Source organism: Mediterraneibacter flintii, from assembly GCF_055387595.1.
The window spans coordinates 2,094,722-2,112,454 of record NZ_AP031405.1 but is presented as its reverse complement, the minus strand read 5'-3'; the positions used below and the strand labels follow the sequence as shown (position 1 = coordinate 2,112,454).

The window sequence follows — 17,733 nt, the reverse complement described above, 5'->3', positions numbered from 1 at the left end:
CTTGAAGATTGTCTAAAATTTGTGTATAGTTATCTTATTGGTTTGACCATAGAAGTTAGGAGGAAAAGAACAAAATGGATATGATAGGTATTATTCTTATCTATGCTGTAGTATTAGGAGGTATGTGGTTTCTTCTTATGCGCCCGCAGAAAAAGGAGCAGAAGAGGGTACAGGCAATGCTTTCTACGATGGAAGTTGGAGATACAGCATTGACGACAAGCGGATTTTATGGTGTCATCATTGATATTACGGATGACGATGTAATTGTAGAATTTGGCAATAACAAAAACTGCCGTATCCCAATGCAGAAATCTGCAATCGCACAGATTGAAAAGCCGAGCGCAGAATAAAAGGCATAGAGTGAATATCAATAGGAAGGAAATAAAATTCCTGCCATATAGATAGAAGGAGCGCTGATTCTTTGGACAGGATCAGCGCTCCTTCTATAATACGATTCGGGTGTCAAAAGGTAACTTATTTAAATTCTCTTGTCACTTTTCACAAAAAGTAACTTTTCAGACTCCGGTGCGCGGAGCATTCCGATGAACCTCTTAATACGAAAATCACGTCAGCAAAGGCTTCCGTGATTTTTGAGTTTCATCTCCATCGCGCATAAAGTCGTCTGGCAAGTTATCTTTTTGTGAAAAGTGTTGGAAGCATTTGCAAAAGTTACCTTTTGACACCCGAATCATAATACATAAAAAACGGAGAGTGCTCTGTTTTTTATGCTGAAATACTTGAAACACCCGAAGAAATGGAGTATGATTAAAATTAGTATTTTTACGTTTGGAAGGATGAAGAGATATGGAATTAAAGATCGGTGTAATCAAAGGAGATGGAATCGGACCGGAAATCGTAGAAGAGGCGATGAAGGTTCTCGACAAGACAGGGGAGCATTACGGGTTTACCTGTCAATATACACAACTTCTAATGGGCGGAGCATCTATTGACGCATATGGAGTTCCTCTGACAGAGGAGACGATTTCGGCGGCAAAAGAAAACCAGGCGGTTCTGATGGGGTCTATCGGAGGCGATGCAAAGGTTTCCCCATGGTATAAGCTGGAGCCTTCGAAACGTCCGGAAGCAGGGCTTCTGCGTATCAGAAAAGAATTGAATTTGTTTGCAAACCTGCGTCCGGCGGTTCTCTATGAGGAGCTAAAAGGTGCGTGTCCTTTAAAAGAAGAGATTGTCAAAGACGGATTCGACATGATGATTATGCGGGAGCTGACCGGAGGACTGTATTTTGGCAGGCGCAGTACAGAAGAAGAGAACGGTATACTGACGGCGCGGGACGAACTTACATATAATGAAGAAGAAATCCGCAGAATTGCAAAAAGAGGATTCGATATTGCCAGAAAGAGAAAAAAGAAAGTAACCAGCGTTGACAAGGCAAACGTGCTGGATTCTTCCAGATTATGGAGAAAAATCGTAGAAGAGACTGCGGCGGGATATCCAGATGTGACGCTGGAACATATGCTGGTAGATAATTGTGCGATGCAGCTTGTAAAAGATCCGGCACAGTTTGACGTGATCCTGACGGAGAACATGTTTGGGGATATTCTCTCTGATGAAGCAAGTATGGTAACTGGCTCTATCGGAATGCTTGCATCTGCAAGTTTGAATGAGACGAAATTCGGATTATATGAACCAAGCGGCGGTTCTGCCCCAGATATTGCAGGAAAAGGGATTGCCAATCCGATTGCGACGATCCTTTCTGCGGCAATGATGCTGCGTTTCTCCTTTGATCTGGACAAAGCGGCTGACGCGGTAGAAGCAGCGGTGGGAAAAACGTTGAAGGCAGGATACCGCACAGTGGATATTATGTCAGAGGGGAAAAAACAAATCGGAACGTCTGAAATGGGAGATCGAATTTGTTCCTACATTAAATAATATAGAAATCGTCAGACAGAAATGAAAAACAGGAGGAAAAAAGATGAGAAGTGATACTGTTACAAAGGGGGTGCAGCAAGCGCCGCACCGTTCCCTTTTTAATGCTTTGGGAATGACGCAGGAGGAGTTGGAGCGTCCGCTTATCGGGGTGGTGAGCTCCTATAATGAAATTGTACCTGGACATATGAATCTGGATAAGATTACAGAGGCCGTAAAGATGGGAGTTGCAATGGCAGGAGGGACACCGATCATGGTTCCGGCGATTGCTGTCTGTGATGGAATTGCAATGGGGCATATTGGGATGAAGTATTCCCTTGTCACGAGGGACTTAATCGCAGATTCCACAGAAGCACTGGCAATGGCACATCAGTTTGACGGTCTGGTCATGATTCCAAACTGTGACAAAAACGTGCCGGGACTTTTGATGGCGGCGGCGCGCGTCAACATTCCGACGATTTTTGTCAGCGGCGGCCCGATGCTTGCAGGACATGTGAAAGGTTCTAAAACAAGCCTTTCCAGTATGTTCGAGGCAGTGGGAAGCTACGCGGCAGGAAAAATGACAGATGCAGATATCTGTGAGTTTGAAAACAAAGCATGTCCGACCTGCGGCTCTTGTTCTGGCATGTATACAGCAAACAGCATGAATTGTCTGACAGAGGCGCTGGGCATGGGGCTGAAAGGAAACGGAACCATTCCGGCAGTATATTCTGCCAGACTGCAGCTTGCAAAGCACGCCGGTATGCAGGTGATGGAGTTAGTGCGCAAAAATATACGTCCCCGCGATATTATGACGCAGGAGGCTGTTTTAAACGCGCTGACAGTGGATATGGCGCTTGGATGTTCTACGAACAGTATGCTGCATATTCCGGCAATCGCCCATGAAATAGGCATGGATTTTGAGATTGATTTTGCCAACGGCATCAGTGAAAAAACGCCAAATCTCTGTCATCTGGCGCCGGCAGGGCATACATATATTGAAGACTTAAACGAGGCAGGCGGCGTTTATGCTGTAATGCATGAGCTGAACAAAAAAGGATTGCTTCATACAGACTGTATGACGGTGACGGGAAAAACAATCGGTGAAAATATAGAAGGCTGTGTCAATAAAAATCCAGAGGTTATCCGTCCTATTGAAAATCCCTACAGCCAGACAGGCGGACTTGCGGTGTTGAAAGGAAATCTTGCGCCTGACGGAAGCGTAGTAAAACGTTCTGCGGTAGTAGATGAAATGCTTGTCCATGAAGGGCCGGCGCGTATTTTTGAAAGTGATGAAGAGGCAACAGCCGCAATTAAAGGGGGAAAAATCCATCCGGGAGATGTGATAGTCATCCGTTACGAAGGGCCAAAGGGAGGGCCCGGCATGCGTGAAATGTTGAATCCTACTTCTGCGATTGCAGGCTATGGGCTTGGATCCAGTGTGGCACTGATCACAGATGGAAGATTCAGCGGCGCTTCCAGAGGCGCTTCCATCGGGCATGTTTCTCCAGAAGCAGCAGTAGGCGGCCCAATTGCACTTTTAGAGGAAGGTGACATCATTAAGATCAATATTCCAGAGTTGAAACTGGAGGTTGACATTTCAGACGAAGAGATGGCACGAAGAAAAGCGAACTGGCAGCCTAGAGAACCGAAAGTAAAAACGGGATATCTTGCGCGATATGCCTCTATGGTTACTTCCGGCAATCGGGGTGCAATTTTGGAAATACCGAAGAACAGCTAGGAGGAAAGCGCCATGTTGCTAAATGGAGCAGAAATTGTAATTGCATGTTTAAAGGAACAGGGAGTAGATACAGTATTTGGGTATCCAGGCGGAGCGATTTTAAATGTGTATGATGCGTTATATAAACATAGAGAGGAAATCCGTCATGTGCTGACCTCCCATGAACAAGGGGCGGCACATGCGGCGGATGGGTATGCACGTGCAACGGGAAAGGTAGGTGTATGTCTGGCAACGAGTGGGCCAGGGGCAACGAACCTGGTAACAGGGATTGCAACTGCTTATATGGACTCGATCCCGATTGTAGCAATTACCTGTAATGTAGGAGTTTCTCTGCTTGGAAAAGATAGCTTTCAGGAGATTGACATTGCAGGGATTACCATGCCCATTACTAAGCATAACTATATTGTAAAAGACATCACGAAGCTTGCCGATACAATCCGCAAGGCATTCCAGATTGCTAAATCTGACAGACCAGGCCCGGTACTGATTGATATTCCAAAGGATATTACTGCCAATCAGACGGAATACACTCCGGTGACTGTCAATACAGAAGGGATAAAGACAGTATCTGTTTCGGAGGAAGAAATTGAGGCGGCTGTTCAGATGATTGAGGCAGCGAAACGCCCATATATATTCGTGGGTGGGGGTGCGGTACTCTCCGGTGCTTCTAAAGAGCTTAAGGAGTTTGTGGATAAGGTAGATGCCCCTGTTACAGATTCGCTGATGGGAAAAGGCGCATTTCCAGGTACAGATCCCAGGTATACCGGCATGCTTGGCATGCATGGAACAAAAACGTCCAATTATGGTGTCAGCGGCTGTGATCTTTTGATTGTGGCAGGAGCCAGATTTAGCGACAGAGTGACTGGCAATACAGAAAAATTTGCGAGGAAAGCAAAGATTTTGCAGTTGGATATTGATGCGGCAGAGATGAATAAAAATGTGGTTATCACGCAAGGCGTGGTCGGAGACCTAAAAGAAACCCTGAAAAGAATCAATGAAAAATTGCCGAAGCAGTCACATCCTGAATGGCTGGCAAGGATAAGGGAGTACAAGGAAAAATATCCGTTGAAGTACCATCACGATACATTGACCGGCCCGTTTATCATAGAGGAAGTTTATCGGCAGACAAACGGGGAGGCATTGCTTGTCACAGAAGTAGGGCAGCATCAAATGTGGGCGGCGCAGTATTACAAGTATACAAAGCCAAGAACACTGTTGACTTCCGGAGGGCTTGGAACGATGGGCTATGGTCTGGGAGCGTCTCTGGGGGCAAAATGCGGCTGTCCGGATAAGACAGTGATCAATATAGCAGGGGACGGCTGTTTCCGCATGAACATGAATGAGATCGCTACGGCAGTACGGCATCATATTCCAATTATACAGATTGTTGTAAATAATCATGTGCTCGGTATGGTGCGCCAGTGGCAGGATCTGTTTTATGATGAAAGGTATTCTGCAACTGTGCTTAGAGATGCAGTTGATTTTGTAAAGCTTGCCGAAGCAATGGGGGCAAAAGGAATCAGAGCGCAGACGCAGGAGGAATTTGCAGCAGCGCTAAAAGAAGCATTGTCCTGCGACTGTCCTGTTGTCATAGACTGTCAGATTGATGCAGATGATAAAGTATGGCCGATGGTGGCCCCAGGGGCAGCGATCAGCGATGCGTTTGATGAAGAAGATATGGAAGAATAAATCCACTATCATAAAATTTAAGAATTGCAGGAGGAAAGAAAAATGGGTAGAGTGTATAACTTTTCAGCAGGGCCGGCAGTGCTTCCGGAAGAAGTTCTAAAGGAAGCGGCATCAGAGATGCTCGATTATAAGGGTACAGGAATGTCGGTTATGGAGATGAGCCATAGATCGAAAGCCTTTGAAGAAATTATTCAGACAGCAGAGCAGGATTTGCGCGACCTCATGGGAATACCAGACAATTATAAGGTTTTGTTTTTGCAGGGGGGAGCATCCCAGCAATTTGCAATGATTCCGATGAATCTGATGAAAAACAGAGTGGCAGATTATATTGTTACAGGACAGTGGGCAAAAAAAGCGGCAAAAGAGGCAGAGAAGTATGGAAAAGTGAATCGAATCGCTTCTTCCGAAGATAAAACCTTTTCTTACATACCGGATTGCTCCGATCTTCCGGTCTCGGAGGATGCAGATTATGTATATATCTGTGAGAACAATACAATTTATGGAACAAAGTTTAAAGAACTTCCGAATACAAAAGGAAAAACACTGGTTGCGGATGTGTCTTCTTGTTTTCTTTCCGAGCCTGTTGAGGTAGAGAAGTATGGCGTGATTTATGGCGGCGTACAGAAAAATATCGGGCCGGCAGGAGTGGTTATCGTGATCATCCGGGAAGATTTGATTACAGAGGAGGTTCTGCCGGGCACGCCGACTATGCTCACCTATAAAACACATGCAGATGCTGCATCTCTTTATAATACACCTCCGGCATATGGAATCTATATTTGCGGAAAGGTGTTCAAATGGCTGAAATCTATGGGCGGTCTGGCTGCTATGAAAGAGCGCAATGAAAAGAAGGCGAAATTGCTGTATGATTTTCTGGATCAGAGTAAGCTCTTTAAAGGAACAGTGGAAAAAAAGGATCGTTCTTTAATGAACGTGCCTTTTGTTACGGGAAATAAAGACTTAGATGCAAAGTTTGTAAAAGAGGCAAAAGCGGCGGGACTTGAGAATTTAAAAGGACACAGAACGGTAGGCGGTATGCGTGCCAGCATATATAATGCAATGCCATATGAGGGTGTAGAGGCGCTTGTGGCATTTATGAAAAATTTTGAAAAGGAGAATCTGTAAAATGTATGAGTATCATTGCCTGAATCCGATTGCCGAGATCGGACTGGAACAGTTTGGAGAGAAATATGCAGCAACAGAGAATATGGATGAGGCAGATGCAGTGCTGGTAAGAAGCGCATCCATGCATGATATGGAATTGGGGGACAGTCTGAAGGCAATTGCCCGCGCAGGAGCAGGAGTGAACAACATTCCTCTGGACAAATGTGCCGAGAAGGGGATTGTTGTGTTTAATACGCCCGGGGCAAATGCAAATGGAGTAAAAGAGCTGGTACTTGCCGGAATGCTGCTCTCCGCAAGAGATATTATCGGCGGGATTAACTGGGTGGAGGAGCATGAAGAAGACGGAGATCTCGCTAAGATCACAGAGAAAAAGAAAAAAGCGTTTGCAGGGACAGAGCTGGAAGGAAAGAAATTAGGCGTGATCGGTTTGGGCGCTATCGGGGTGCTTGTAGCAAATACAGCAACGCATCTGGGAATGGATGTATACGGATATGATCCATATATTTCTGTAGACACTGCATGGAAATTGTCCAGAAATATCCACCATGCAAACACAGTAGACGAACTTTACAAAGAGTGTGATTATATTACCATTCATGTTCCGGCAACACCGGATACAAAAGGCATGATCGATAAAGGGGCGATCAGCCTGATGAAAAAAAACGTAGTCATCTTAAACTTCGCCCGAGATGTTCTTGTAAACAGTGAAGACATGGTAGATGCTCTTGTGTCCGGTTCGGTAAAATGTTATGTGACAGATTTCCCGACACCGGAAATAGCAGGTGTAAAAGGGGCGATCGTCATCCCGCACTTGGGTGCTTCCACAGAAGAGTCAGAAGATAACTGCGCGCGCATGGCAGTTGCGGAGGTAATCGATTATCTGGAAAATGGAAATATTGTACATTCCGTAAATTATCCGGATTGTGATATGGGACCAAAGGGGGAGGGCACGCGTATTACCGTACTCCACCATAATATTCCCAATATGCTGGGGCAGTTTACCACATTGCTGGCAGAAGAAAATTTAAACATTGCCTTGATGAGCAACAAAAGCAGAAACGAGTATGCATATACGATGATGGACGTAGATGCAGATGTACCGGCTGATCTAATGGAAAAGTTCGGCAGTATCGAAGGAGTATTAAAGGTACGAATCATTCAGTAGAATAAAAGGAGAAGAGACTGTATTGGCAATGACAGAGACATTGCCGATACGGTCTTTTTTTGCTATAGGAAATTCTGACAAATTTCCTATAGCAAAAAAAGACCTCCGGGTGGGATGCACACAAGTGCGAAGAGGAAATATGACGCTTACGCGTCCGCGCTTGGCGCGAGAAGTTCGCAAGCGAACTTCTTTGTAATAGGAAACTTTGTTCTTTAACAGGAGATTTTGTAGTTGACATGTAATGTATAAATGTATACAATTATACAAAAAGAGAAAAAGAGTGATAATCTGCTCTGAATAACGGGAGGAAAGCATGGAAGACAGAAAAGTATTTATGAACCGACATACAAATCTTTTAGAACTGGAAGAACATATGTATCCTTTGGTTGATGTAAAGACACCCAATGTTTTTAGAAATTTATTCCGCTATGATGAAATTCCTAAAATTGCGTTTAATGATCGTATCGTACCGCATCATATGCCGGATGAAATATGGATTACGGATACGACGTTTCGCGACGGGCAGCAATCCCGCGCTCCTTATACAACAGAGCAGATTGTGACAATTTTTGATTATCTGCATCGTCTTGGAGGCCCGAAGGGAAAAATCCGCCAAAGTGAGTTCTTTTTGTACAGTAAAAAAGACAGGGACGCTGTATACAAATGCTTGGAGAAAGGGTATGCATTTCCGGAAGTAACAAGCTGGATACGCGCCAGCAAAAAGGATTTCCAGTTAGTAAAAGATATTGGGTTGAAAGAGACGGGCGTGCTGGTCAGCTGCTCGGACTATCATATTTTTTATAAGCTGAAAAAAACACGACGCGAAGCAATGGAACATTATCTTTCCGTTATTCGAGATTGTCTGGAGATAGGTGTAAGGCCGAGATGCCATCTGGAGGATATTACCCGTTCAGATATTTATGGGTTTGTTATTCCATTTTGTGTAGAATTAATGAAACTGATGGAAGAATATAAAATACCGGTAAAAGTACGGGTCTGTGATACAATGGGATATGGCGTGAATTTTCCGGGAGCAGTAATTCCGCGTTCTATTCCAGGGATTATATATGGCTTGATGACACACGCGGGGGTTCCAAGCGAGTTGATTGAGTTTCATGGGCATAATGACTTTTATAAAGCAGTGAATAATTCAACAACTGCATGGCTGTACGGGGCATCGGGAGTGAACTGTTCTCTGTTTGGAATCGGGGAACGTACGGGAAATACTCCTTTGGAAGCAATGGTATTTGAATATGCGCAGCTAAAGGGGACGCTGGATGGAATGGATACCAGAGTGATTACAGAGCTTGCAGAGTATTACGAGGAGGAAATCGGATACCATATTCCGTCTGGAACTCCGTTTGTAGGAAAGAACTTTAATGTGACAAAGGCCGGAATTCATGCGGACGGTATGCTCAAAAGTGAAGAAATATATAATATTTTTGACACAGAAAAGTTTTTAAATCGTCCGGCGCGTGTATCTGTATCCAATACATCCGGCGCTGCCGGAATTGCCTACTGGATCAATGCCTTTTATAAACTGCCAAAAGAACGCCAGGTGGACAAAAATTCTGCACTGGTCAGCCAGGTGAAGGACTGGGTGGACAAAGAATATGAAGACGGAAGAGTAACTGTCTTGACAGATGAGGAATTAGTTGAGAAAATAAGTAGTATATGTGAGCATTTACATATCACACTGTAACCAGGAGGCTTTCTACATGGAAGAATATCAGGAGTATTCTCTTGGGGGAAAGGTGTTCCAGCGAATCCGGGAAGACATTCTCAAGGGAAAATATAAGGAACACGAGGAACTAAGAGAGAATACAATCGGAAAAGAATTAGGAGTGAGCCGTACCCCTGTGCGGGAGGCGTTAAGACAATTGGAGTTAGAAGGACTTGTTTCCATTATTCCGAATAAGGGAGCATATGTAACAGGAATTTCTCCAAAGGATGTAAAAGATATTTATATGATTCGTTCCATGCTGGAAGGGCTCTGTGCCAGATGGGCGACAGAGAACATTACGGAAGAGCAGATGGAGGAGTTGGAGGAAACAATTCTTCTCTCTGAATTTCACATGAAACGAGAAGGCTCTTATAATGTAGAGCAGATTACAATGCTGGACGGAAGATTTCACGCAATTTTATATGAAGCTTCCAACAGCAGAATTTTAAGCCATGTTCTTGCGGATTTTCATAAATATGTACAGCCGGCGAGAAAATCTTCAGTTGTATCGGAGGAGAGAGCAAGAAAGTCTATACGGGAACATAAACAGATTCTCAGAGCAATCCGAGATAAGGATCAAGATCTGGCGGAGCAGTTGGCAAATGAGCATATCCTGCATGTAATGCAGAACTTGAAAAAACAAGGATACGAAGATATTTAGGAGGAGACAAAAATGGAAAAAATCAAGATGACGACGCCGCTTGTTGAGATGGATGGGGATGAAATGACAAGAATTCTTTGGAAAATGATCAAAGAAAATCTCCTTAATCCTTATATTGACCTGAAGACAGAATATTATGACCTTGGATTGGAACACAGAAATGAGACGGACGATCAAGTGACAATCGATTCTGCAAACGCGACAAAAAAATATAAAGTCGCCGTAAAATGTGCTACGATTACACCAAATGCCGCACGGATGGAGGAATATGATTTAAAAGAAATGTGGAAGAGTCCAAATGGAACGATTCGTGCAATTTTAGACGGGACTGTTTTTAGAGCGCCGATCGTAGTAAAAGGGATTGAGCCATGTGTAAAGAATTGGAAAAAGCCGATTACAATAGCAAGACACGCTTACGGAGATGTCTATAAAGGAACAGAGATGAAAATTCCAAAAGCAGGAAAGGTAGAGCTTGTATATACGGCGGAGGACGGAACACAGGAAAAGGAACTCGTGCATGTATTTGACAGTCCGGGCATTGTACAAGGAATGCACAATATCAGTAAGTCTATTGAGAGCTTCGCGCGAAGCTGCTTCAATTATGCACTGGATACAAAGCAAGACCTCTGGTTTGCAACAAAGGATACGATTTCTAAAAAATATGACCATACATTTAAAGATATTTTCCAGGAAATATATGACGCAGAGTATGAGGAGAAATTTAAGCAGGCAGGAATCGAATATTTTTATACTTTAATTGATGACGCTGTGGCAAGAGTAATGAAGTCAGAGGGCGGATACATATGGGCATGCAAAAATTATGACGGAGATGTTATGAGCGATATGGTATCCTCTGCGTTTGGTTCTCTTGCTATGATGACTTCAGTGCTTGTGTCTCCAGAAGGATATTATGAATATGAGGCCGCACATGGAACGGTACAGCGCCACTACTATAAACACTTAAAAGGGGAAGAAACCTCTACGAACTCCGTAGCAACTATTTTTGCATGGAGTGGTGCTTTAAGAAAACGCGGTGAACTGGATGGAAATAAAGAACTCATGGAATTTGCAGACAGGCTGGAAAAGGCAACCATCGATACAATCGAGTCCGGTTCCATGACAAAAGACTTGGCATTGATCACTACGATCGAAAATCCCACTGTATTAAACAGTGAAGAATTTATAAAAGCAATTGCTAAGAGATTATAATATAAATTTAACGGAGCAATAAGCAGTGCGAAATGAAGCGTATGCGGAATTGAGCTGGCACTGCGGAAAATGTTAAAAGATACTTTCGGGAAATAGATAGTTCTAATGGGAGGCAGATGTGACTCATGTGAGTCACATCTGCCTCTTAGACTGTCAAAGAACCCCTGTCAAGCTATGGCGAGACAGAGGTTCTTTTTCTGTAGAGAAGCAATGCCGGAAATTATAACTGATGGTGGCAAAATGAGGAGTTTTAACATACCATTCACACACCTCTGATACGATTATATCAAAAAAGCCAGCTGACCAGACGAAGTATTTTTTTATATTGCTTATGGCTGATATATATTTTTCCTTTTGTGACCGTAATCATATTGTCTTCTTTGAATTTTGAGATATAGCGATTGAGCGAACGAACATCAATATTAAGAAAATCGCTGATATGCTGTCTGGTTTCGAGTATTTTAACATCATCGCGATATTCTGAAGGATAGGATGTTCTATAAACCTGATAGCGATCGATCAAGTAGTATAAAATGTTTTCTTCGGTTGTACTGGCCTTACAGTTATTTATAAAGTTTAATGCGTTATTTAGGCGCATGTTTACATTTTTCAAAATAGATAACGCAAACTGTGGATATTTGTGATGATAAAACAGAAAATCATCTTTCGACATTTTCAGTACGACAAGTTTGGTGATGCTTACAGTGGTTGCATAGCATCTGTTCATAGGGGAGGAGATACATGCCATCCCAATAATATCTAAACTTGTCATGTAATATCCTATGATTGTGCTGCCGTTTGGAAGAGGTTTCATTACACCGCAAATTCCGTCTAATATTATGTATATATTGTCAAGGATCTGATCTTTCTCAACAACTGTAGATTTTGGCGGATATGAAATTACTTGAAAGGATTTCAGCTCTGAATCTTCAAAGCAGCTAAATAATGCCTCGATATAAGGAAAATCTTTTAAAATGTCCATACAATACCCCTTGCAGATGAAAAGCCAGTTAAGCCATGTGGAAGACTGGTCATGCTTATGAATTTAATTATATAAAAATTTAAGAAGAATGTAAAACAAATAAATTTGTTTTTAGACACAATTTGGTCGAAATTAGGGTATATGTCCTATTTTTTGTCGTTAAATTATGCTATCTTTATTTTGAAAATTATAGGGTATGTTGTACAACATTAATAAAATTGGAAGGGATGAAAAGATGAAGCAGGATGTACTCAGGATTGCAAAAAAAGCATTTGATGAAAAGCTGATGGCAGGTACAAGCGGAAACATAAGTGTATTTGACAGAGATTCAGGATTGATGGCAATTACACCAAGTTCATATGATTACGGAATTATGGAAGAGAAGGATATCGTAGTAACAGACTTGGACGGAAATGTTGAAGAAGGATGGCTCAGACCATCTTCAGAATGGAAAATGCATGCAGAAATATACCGGAATGTAGAACACGTCAATGCAGTTGTGCATACACATTCGCCTTATGCCACAAGCTTTGCTGTGCTTCAAAAAGAGATTCCTGTCATATTAATAGAAATGCTCCCTTTTTTGAATGGAAGCTTGGAGGTGAGTCCGTATGCCAGTCAGGGGAGTTCTCAAGTAGGATTAAATGCAGTGCCTATTTTAAAGAGAAAAAATGCCTGTCTTATGGCCAATCATGGAGTGGTAGCAGTCGGAAAAGATGTTGATCAGGCCTATTTGTCCAGTGTATATGCAGAAGACGTGGCAAAAGTCTACCATATGGCACTGACGGTCGGGACGCCCGTCGAGATAAACGGAGAAGATTAGCTTTATTTGAATTTTTTTTGTTCAGGGGTTGTTATGACAATCATAAATTTTGAAAAGTGAAACGGAAAGGGATCAAATGAATTCTGCTTATGAAAAATTGTTAAAATGTTATGAGGATGTCAGAAAAAAAGTTGACTTTAAACCAGAGCTGGCGCTGATCCTCGGATCGGGGCTGGGAGATTATGCAGAGAGTATTCAAGTAGAAGCCATATTAAATTACAGTGATATTAAAGAATTTCCAACGTCTACAGTGGAAGGACATAAAGGAAGGTTTGTCTTCGGATATGTGGGGGAAACTCCGATTGTAATCATGCAGGGGCGAGTGCATTACTATGAGGGATACTCCATGGAGGATGTTGTTCTTCCTACAAGACTGATGAAGTTAATGGGAGCGAAGGTATTATTCCTGACGAATGCTTCCGGAAGTGTAAATCCAGAGCTTCAGCCGGGGGATTTTATGATGCTCACAGATCAGATTGCTTCCTTTATTCTTTCGCCGCTGCGAGGAGAAAACAGAGAAGAATTGGGAGTTCGCTTTCCCGATATGACAGAAGTATACAACCGGAATTTAAGAAACATTATTAAACAAGTGGCAGATGATTTGGATATTTCTGTTAAAGACGGGATTTATATTCAATTGCCTGGCCCTCAGTTTGAATCTCCGGCAGAGATAAGAATGTGCAGAATGCTGGGAGCAGATGCGGTTGGAATGAGTACGGCGTGTGAAGCGTTGGCTGCAAACCATATGAATATGAAAGTTTGCGGGATTTCCTGTATAACAAATTTAGGAGCTGGGATGTCAGGGGAGCCATTGACAAGCGAAGAGGTATATGAAATTTCTAACAGGACTGCTCCATTATTTAAAAAGTTACTTACAGAAACTATCGTTAGAATTGGGAAATATTATCAATAAGAGGAGAAGTTCATTATGGGAATTCTAAAAGAATTAGAAGACGTTGACAATATAAAACTAAGTAAAGATAAGAGAGCTGTGATTATCATTGATCAGACAAAACTGCCTGGAATAACAGAGTATTTGACACTAACCACAGTGGAAGAATTCTATGAGGCAATTTTAAAGCTTCGAGTGAGGGGTGCGCCGGCGATCGGCATCTGTGCAGCATATGGGATGTATTGTCTGGCACAGACAATTGATACGACAGAATATGAAGCATTTCATAAAAAGTTCCATGAGTACAAGGAATATTTGAATTCATCCAGGCCGACGGCAGTTAATTTAAGCTGGGCGCTAAACAGGATGGAGCAGGTCGTGTTAAATAACAAAAACAGCACAGTAAAAGAAATTATAGAGCGTCTCGAAAGCGAAGCATATAAGATACAGTGGGAAGATATTGAAATGTGCCGAAAAATATCAAAATACGGTTTGACGCTTATCAAAGAAGGAGATGGGATTTTAACTCACTGTAATACCGGACAGCTTGCAACGTCGAAATATGGTACAGCGCTAGGACCGTTATTCCTAGGCAAAGAAAAAGGGCTGGAGTTCAAGGTGTTTGTAGATGAGACAAGACCGTTACTGCAAGGAGCGAGACTGACCTCGTATGAGCTTCAGAAGGCGGGGATAGATGTAACTCTGATCTGTGATAACATGGCTTCTATTGTTATGAAAAATGGATGGATTCAGGCCTGTCTAGTCGGATGTGATAGAATAGCGGCAAACGGGGATGTGGCGAATAAGATCGGAACAAGCGGGGTTGCGATCCTGGCAAAGTATTATGGGATTCCGTTCTATGTTCTAGGTCCTACATCTACAATTGATGTCAACTGTAAGACAGGGGAGGACATCAAGATAGAGCTTCGAAATCCGGATGAGATTAAAAAAGAATTTTATGAAAAACCAATGGCATTGGAAGAGGTGAAATGTTATAATCCGGCATTTGATGTTACCGATCATTCCTTGATTACGGCGATCGTGACGGAGAAAGGGATTTTAAAGCCTCCTTTCGACAACAGCATTCGGAAGCTTTTTGAAGTATAGTATCATAAAGAATTGAGTTGTTTGGAGGTATGCTTATGAAAATTGAAATACAGCATGGGGACATACTTACATTAGATGATGAAAATCGAATCATTCAGGATGGAATTGTATGCATTGACGGCACAAAAATTATTTATGCCGGAACAGAAAGACCGAAAAACTTTATTCCTGATAAAATCATTCACGCAGAGGGAAATCTGGTGATGCCCGGATTTGTCAATACCCATTGCCATTCGCCAATGACCATGTTTCGGAATTTTGCGGGCGGACTTCCACTGCAAAAGTGGATGTTTGAAAATATTCGCCCGCTTCAGCAGTATGTGACAGAAGAGGAAATAAGAAGCTGTGCAAAGCTGGCCTATATAGAAATGATCAAAAGTGGAACGACAGCATTTGCAGAAATGTATGCATGGGCGGATATTCTCGGTGAAATAGCCTTAGATATAGGGCTGAAGGCACTGATTGCAGGAAGTTACGGAAAAGATCAAGGATTAGCAGGCACCACGGAAAAAAGTGTGATCCTGGAACACAGTAAAAAAATATCGGAAAGAAGTAAGGGGCGGGTAGAAGAAGGACTTCTGCTGCATGCGCTGTATTCGGTTCCGGAAGACGTTATTCGAAATACAGTGGAGCTTGCGAAAGAATACGGCTTCCGAATACAGATTCATGTTTCAGAGACGAAAAAAGAAATAGAAGACTGTTATGAGAAATATGGAGTGTCCCCTGTAGAAAAACTGGCTGAACTGGGTGTCTTTGACGTTCCGGCAATAGCAGCGCATTGTGTATATCTTACGGATAACGATTATTCAATATTAAAAGAGCATCACGCATGTGTCAGCCATTGCCCTGTGAGTAATTTAAAGCTTGGAAGTGGGATGGCAGATATTTCAAAGCTGGATAAAAAAGGTATCACGGTTTGCCTTGGAACAGACGGAGTTGCCAGCAACAATAATCTGAATATTTTCAAAGAAATGAATATTGCGGCCCTGTTAGCAAAAGGAATCCACTGTGATCCTATAGTTATCCCGGCAGAAAAAATACTTCGTATGGCAGTAAAAAATGGTTATAAAGCGCTGGGAATAGAAAACAGCGGATGTATAAAAGCGGGAATGAATGCAGATCTGATCATTGTTTCAACAAAAGAGCCGCATTTTACTCCGATTACGGATTATTATGATGCTCTGGTGTATTCGGGGCAGGCAAGCGATGTGGTATTAACGATGGTTGATGGAAATATTTTGATGGAAAACAGAGAACTTGCAAATTGCGACGAAGAAAAAATACTGGCAGAGGCAAAAATGGCGTCTCAAAGGATCTTATCATACCGTTCGTAACCGGATACCGTTTTAAATTTCTTTGAGGAAGTTGAGGAGAAAAGAAAAATGAGAGAAAAAATTAATTATAAAGCTACGGCGACATATTCTTTTGGAGGACTGGGATATAGTTTGTGTAATATTCTGGTCATGAGCTATTTGTCTTTCTTTTATACGGATATTTTTGGGATCAGTCCAATGGCTGTTGCAGGACTTATGCTTGCATCCCGCGTGGTGGATGCCGTCACAGATCCGATCATGGGATTGTTGTCGGATCATACAAGAACCAGATTCGGAAAGTACCGTCCATGGATCATTTTTGTCGCGCCTATACAGGGAATTGTATTATTCCTGCTTTTTACAGCTCCTGATTTATCGGCGACTATGAAGGTGGTTTATGCTTACATTATTTATATACTTTATTCCGTTACCCTGACAATGATCAATATTCCATACTGTGCTTTGCTGCCATCCATGTCGAAAAACTACTACCACAGGACTGTCATTATCGCATGGAAATCCGTTATGACACAGACCGGAAGATTTATAATTACCGTACTTGCATTGCCGCTGGTAGAAATTTTTGGAGGCGGGAAACAGGGATGGTCTATTTACGGAGCAATTATTGGAATTATTTTTACGATTTCGTATTGGGTTGTCGCGTGGGGAGCAAAACCATACGATACAGTAGAGACAGACCAATCGGAAACAAAACAGACAGAAAAACGAAGCATCAGAAAAGATCTTTTTACTGTGATTAAAGTGAAGCCGTTTATTATTCTGATCTGTTCTTATGGTGTGCTGGCAATTTGTAATACAATTTACAACTCAGCCAATATGTATTATTTTAAATACGTATTAGGAAGAGAGGATCTGGTTCCAACGGTTTCTGCCGCTATTATGGCTGCTGGACTGCTCTCCATTTTGGTCACTCCTTTGCTGGTTAAAAAGTTTGACAAAAAAGCGGTATATATTGGCGCGAGCGCGTTAGGCGTTATCTCTTTAGCAATTATGTGGTTTACTCCAACGCCTTCTATTGGAATGGTATTTTTGATGCTGAGTGTTTTTGGACTCTTTTACAATATTCCAGACAGCCTCGGATGGTCCATGCTGCCGGACTGCGTAGATTATGCAAAATGGAAATATGGACTGGATGGAAACGGATTAATTACTTCGATTTTTTTGTTTACGATCAAAGTTGGAATGGCGCTGGGCGGTTTTTTCCCGAGCTTCTTATTGGGTACGGTTGGTTTTGTTGCAAATCAGCAGCAGCCGGAAGCTGTGCTTAATATGATTACATTCCTTAGATTCGGGCTTCCTGCAATTACTTTGCTCTTAGTTATTGTCATTACTTGTTTCTATGAAATCACAAGAAAAAGATATAAAGAAATGCAGGATAATTATGAAAAAGAAAAGAGTATGTGATTTTTGTGAAAG

15 protein-coding genes are annotated in these 17,733 nt (G+C 42.3%); 14 read left to right on the top strand and 1 reads right to left on the bottom strand.

The genetic code is table 11. The features are described 5' to 3' along the window. Nucleotides 1–74 precede the first annotated feature (74 nt). The 9 genes from yajC (at nucleotide 75) to ACZ5C4_RS09940 (ending at nucleotide 11,179) form a co-directional block, all read left to right on the top strand. Nucleotides 75–350 carry a preprotein translocase subunit YajC gene (gene yajC / locus ACZ5C4_RS09980; RefSeq protein WP_330604805.1) on the top strand — a complete coding sequence of 92 codons (276 nt, stop codon included), beginning with the start codon at nucleotides 75–77 and terminating at the stop codon, nucleotides 348–350. A 454-nt stretch (nucleotides 351–804) separates the two neighbouring features. After that, complete coding sequence (gene leuB / locus ACZ5C4_RS09975; protein ID WP_464520857.1) at nucleotides 805–1,890, top strand: 3-isopropylmalate dehydrogenase; 1,086 nt, start codon at nucleotides 805–807, stop codon at nucleotides 1,888–1,890. A 43-nt stretch (nucleotides 1,891–1,933) separates the two neighbouring features. Then, a complete protein-coding gene (gene ilvD / locus ACZ5C4_RS09970; RefSeq protein WP_464520856.1) occupies nucleotides 1,934–3,607 on the top strand; it encodes a dihydroxy-acid dehydratase in 1,674 nt (557 codons plus the stop codon). 12 nt (nucleotides 3,608–3,619) lie between these two features. Beyond that, nucleotides 3,620–5,296 (top strand): biosynthetic-type acetolactate synthase large subunit, encoded by a 1,677-nt coding sequence (ilvB, locus tag ACZ5C4_RS09965; RefSeq protein WP_464520855.1) that lies wholly within the window; start codon nucleotides 3,620–3,622, stop codon nucleotides 5,294–5,296. Nucleotides 5,297–5,338: 42 nt separating this feature from the next. Continuing rightward, entirely contained in the window at nucleotides 5,339–6,421 is a 1,083-nt protein-coding gene (serC, locus tag ACZ5C4_RS09960) for a 3-phosphoserine/phosphohydroxythreonine transaminase (RefSeq protein WP_464520854.1), read from the top strand. A 1-nt stretch (nucleotide 6,422) separates the two neighbouring features. Then, nucleotides 6,423–7,586, top strand: a complete 1,164-nt coding sequence (locus ACZ5C4_RS09955) for a phosphoglycerate dehydrogenase (protein WP_464520853.1) — start codon at nucleotides 6,423–6,425, stop codon at nucleotides 7,584–7,586. 313 nt (nucleotides 7,587–7,899) lie between these two features. Then, nucleotides 7,900–9,288: a 2-isopropylmalate synthase gene (locus tag ACZ5C4_RS09950; protein ID WP_464520852.1), complete on the top strand. Its 1,389-nt coding sequence runs from the start codon at nucleotides 7,900–7,902 to the stop codon at nucleotides 9,286–9,288. Nucleotides 9,289–9,304: 16 nt separating this feature from the next. Then, nucleotides 9,305–9,970 carry a GntR family transcriptional regulator gene (locus tag ACZ5C4_RS09945; protein ID WP_464520851.1) on the top strand — a complete coding sequence of 222 codons (666 nt, stop codon included), beginning with the start codon at nucleotides 9,305–9,307 and terminating at the stop codon, nucleotides 9,968–9,970. 12 nt (nucleotides 9,971–9,982) lie between these two features. Then, the gene (locus ACZ5C4_RS09940; protein ID WP_464520850.1) at nucleotides 9,983–11,179 is read left to right on the top strand and encodes an NADP-dependent isocitrate dehydrogenase; all 1,197 of its coding nucleotides are present in this window, start codon (nucleotides 9,983–9,985) and stop codon (nucleotides 11,177–11,179) included. Between the two features lie 286 nt (nucleotides 11,180–11,465). Here the strand turns inward: ACZ5C4_RS09940 and ACZ5C4_RS09935 are convergent, their stop codons facing one another. After that, entirely contained in the window at nucleotides 11,466–12,161 is a 696-nt protein-coding gene (locus ACZ5C4_RS09935; RefSeq protein ID WP_464520849.1) for a Crp/Fnr family transcriptional regulator, read from the bottom strand. A gap of 235 nt (nucleotides 12,162–12,396) precedes the next feature. On the opposite strand from ACZ5C4_RS09935, the gene ACZ5C4_RS09930 reads away from it, so the two are divergent. The 5 genes from ACZ5C4_RS09930 (at nucleotide 12,397) to ACZ5C4_RS09910 (ending at nucleotide 17,721) form a co-directional block, all read left to right on the top strand. After that, the gene (locus ACZ5C4_RS09930) at nucleotides 12,397–12,984 is read left to right on the top strand and encodes a class II aldolase/adducin family protein (protein ID WP_243207040.1); all 588 of its coding nucleotides are present in this window, start codon (nucleotides 12,397–12,399) and stop codon (nucleotides 12,982–12,984) included. Nucleotides 12,985–13,060: 76 nt separating this feature from the next. Continuing rightward, a complete protein-coding gene (locus tag ACZ5C4_RS09925) occupies nucleotides 13,061–13,897 on the top strand; it encodes a purine-nucleoside phosphorylase (protein WP_464520848.1) in 837 nt (278 codons plus the stop codon). A 15-nt stretch (nucleotides 13,898–13,912) separates the two neighbouring features. Beyond that, nucleotides 13,913–14,983 carry an S-methyl-5-thioribose-1-phosphate isomerase gene (mtnA, locus tag ACZ5C4_RS09920; protein WP_464520847.1) on the top strand — a complete coding sequence of 357 codons (1,071 nt, stop codon included), beginning with the start codon at nucleotides 13,913–13,915 and terminating at the stop codon, nucleotides 14,981–14,983. 35 nt (nucleotides 14,984–15,018) lie between these two features. After that, the gene (locus ACZ5C4_RS09915; RefSeq protein WP_464520846.1) at nucleotides 15,019–16,317 is read left to right on the top strand and encodes an amidohydrolase; all 1,299 of its coding nucleotides are present in this window, start codon (nucleotides 15,019–15,021) and stop codon (nucleotides 16,315–16,317) included. Nucleotides 16,318–16,365: 48 nt separating this feature from the next. Continuing rightward, nucleotides 16,366–17,721, top strand: coding sequence for an MFS transporter (locus ACZ5C4_RS09910; RefSeq protein WP_464520845.1), 1,356 nt, complete (start codon nucleotides 16,366–16,368; stop codon nucleotides 17,719–17,721). Nucleotides 17,722–17,733: the final 12 nt, after the last annotated feature.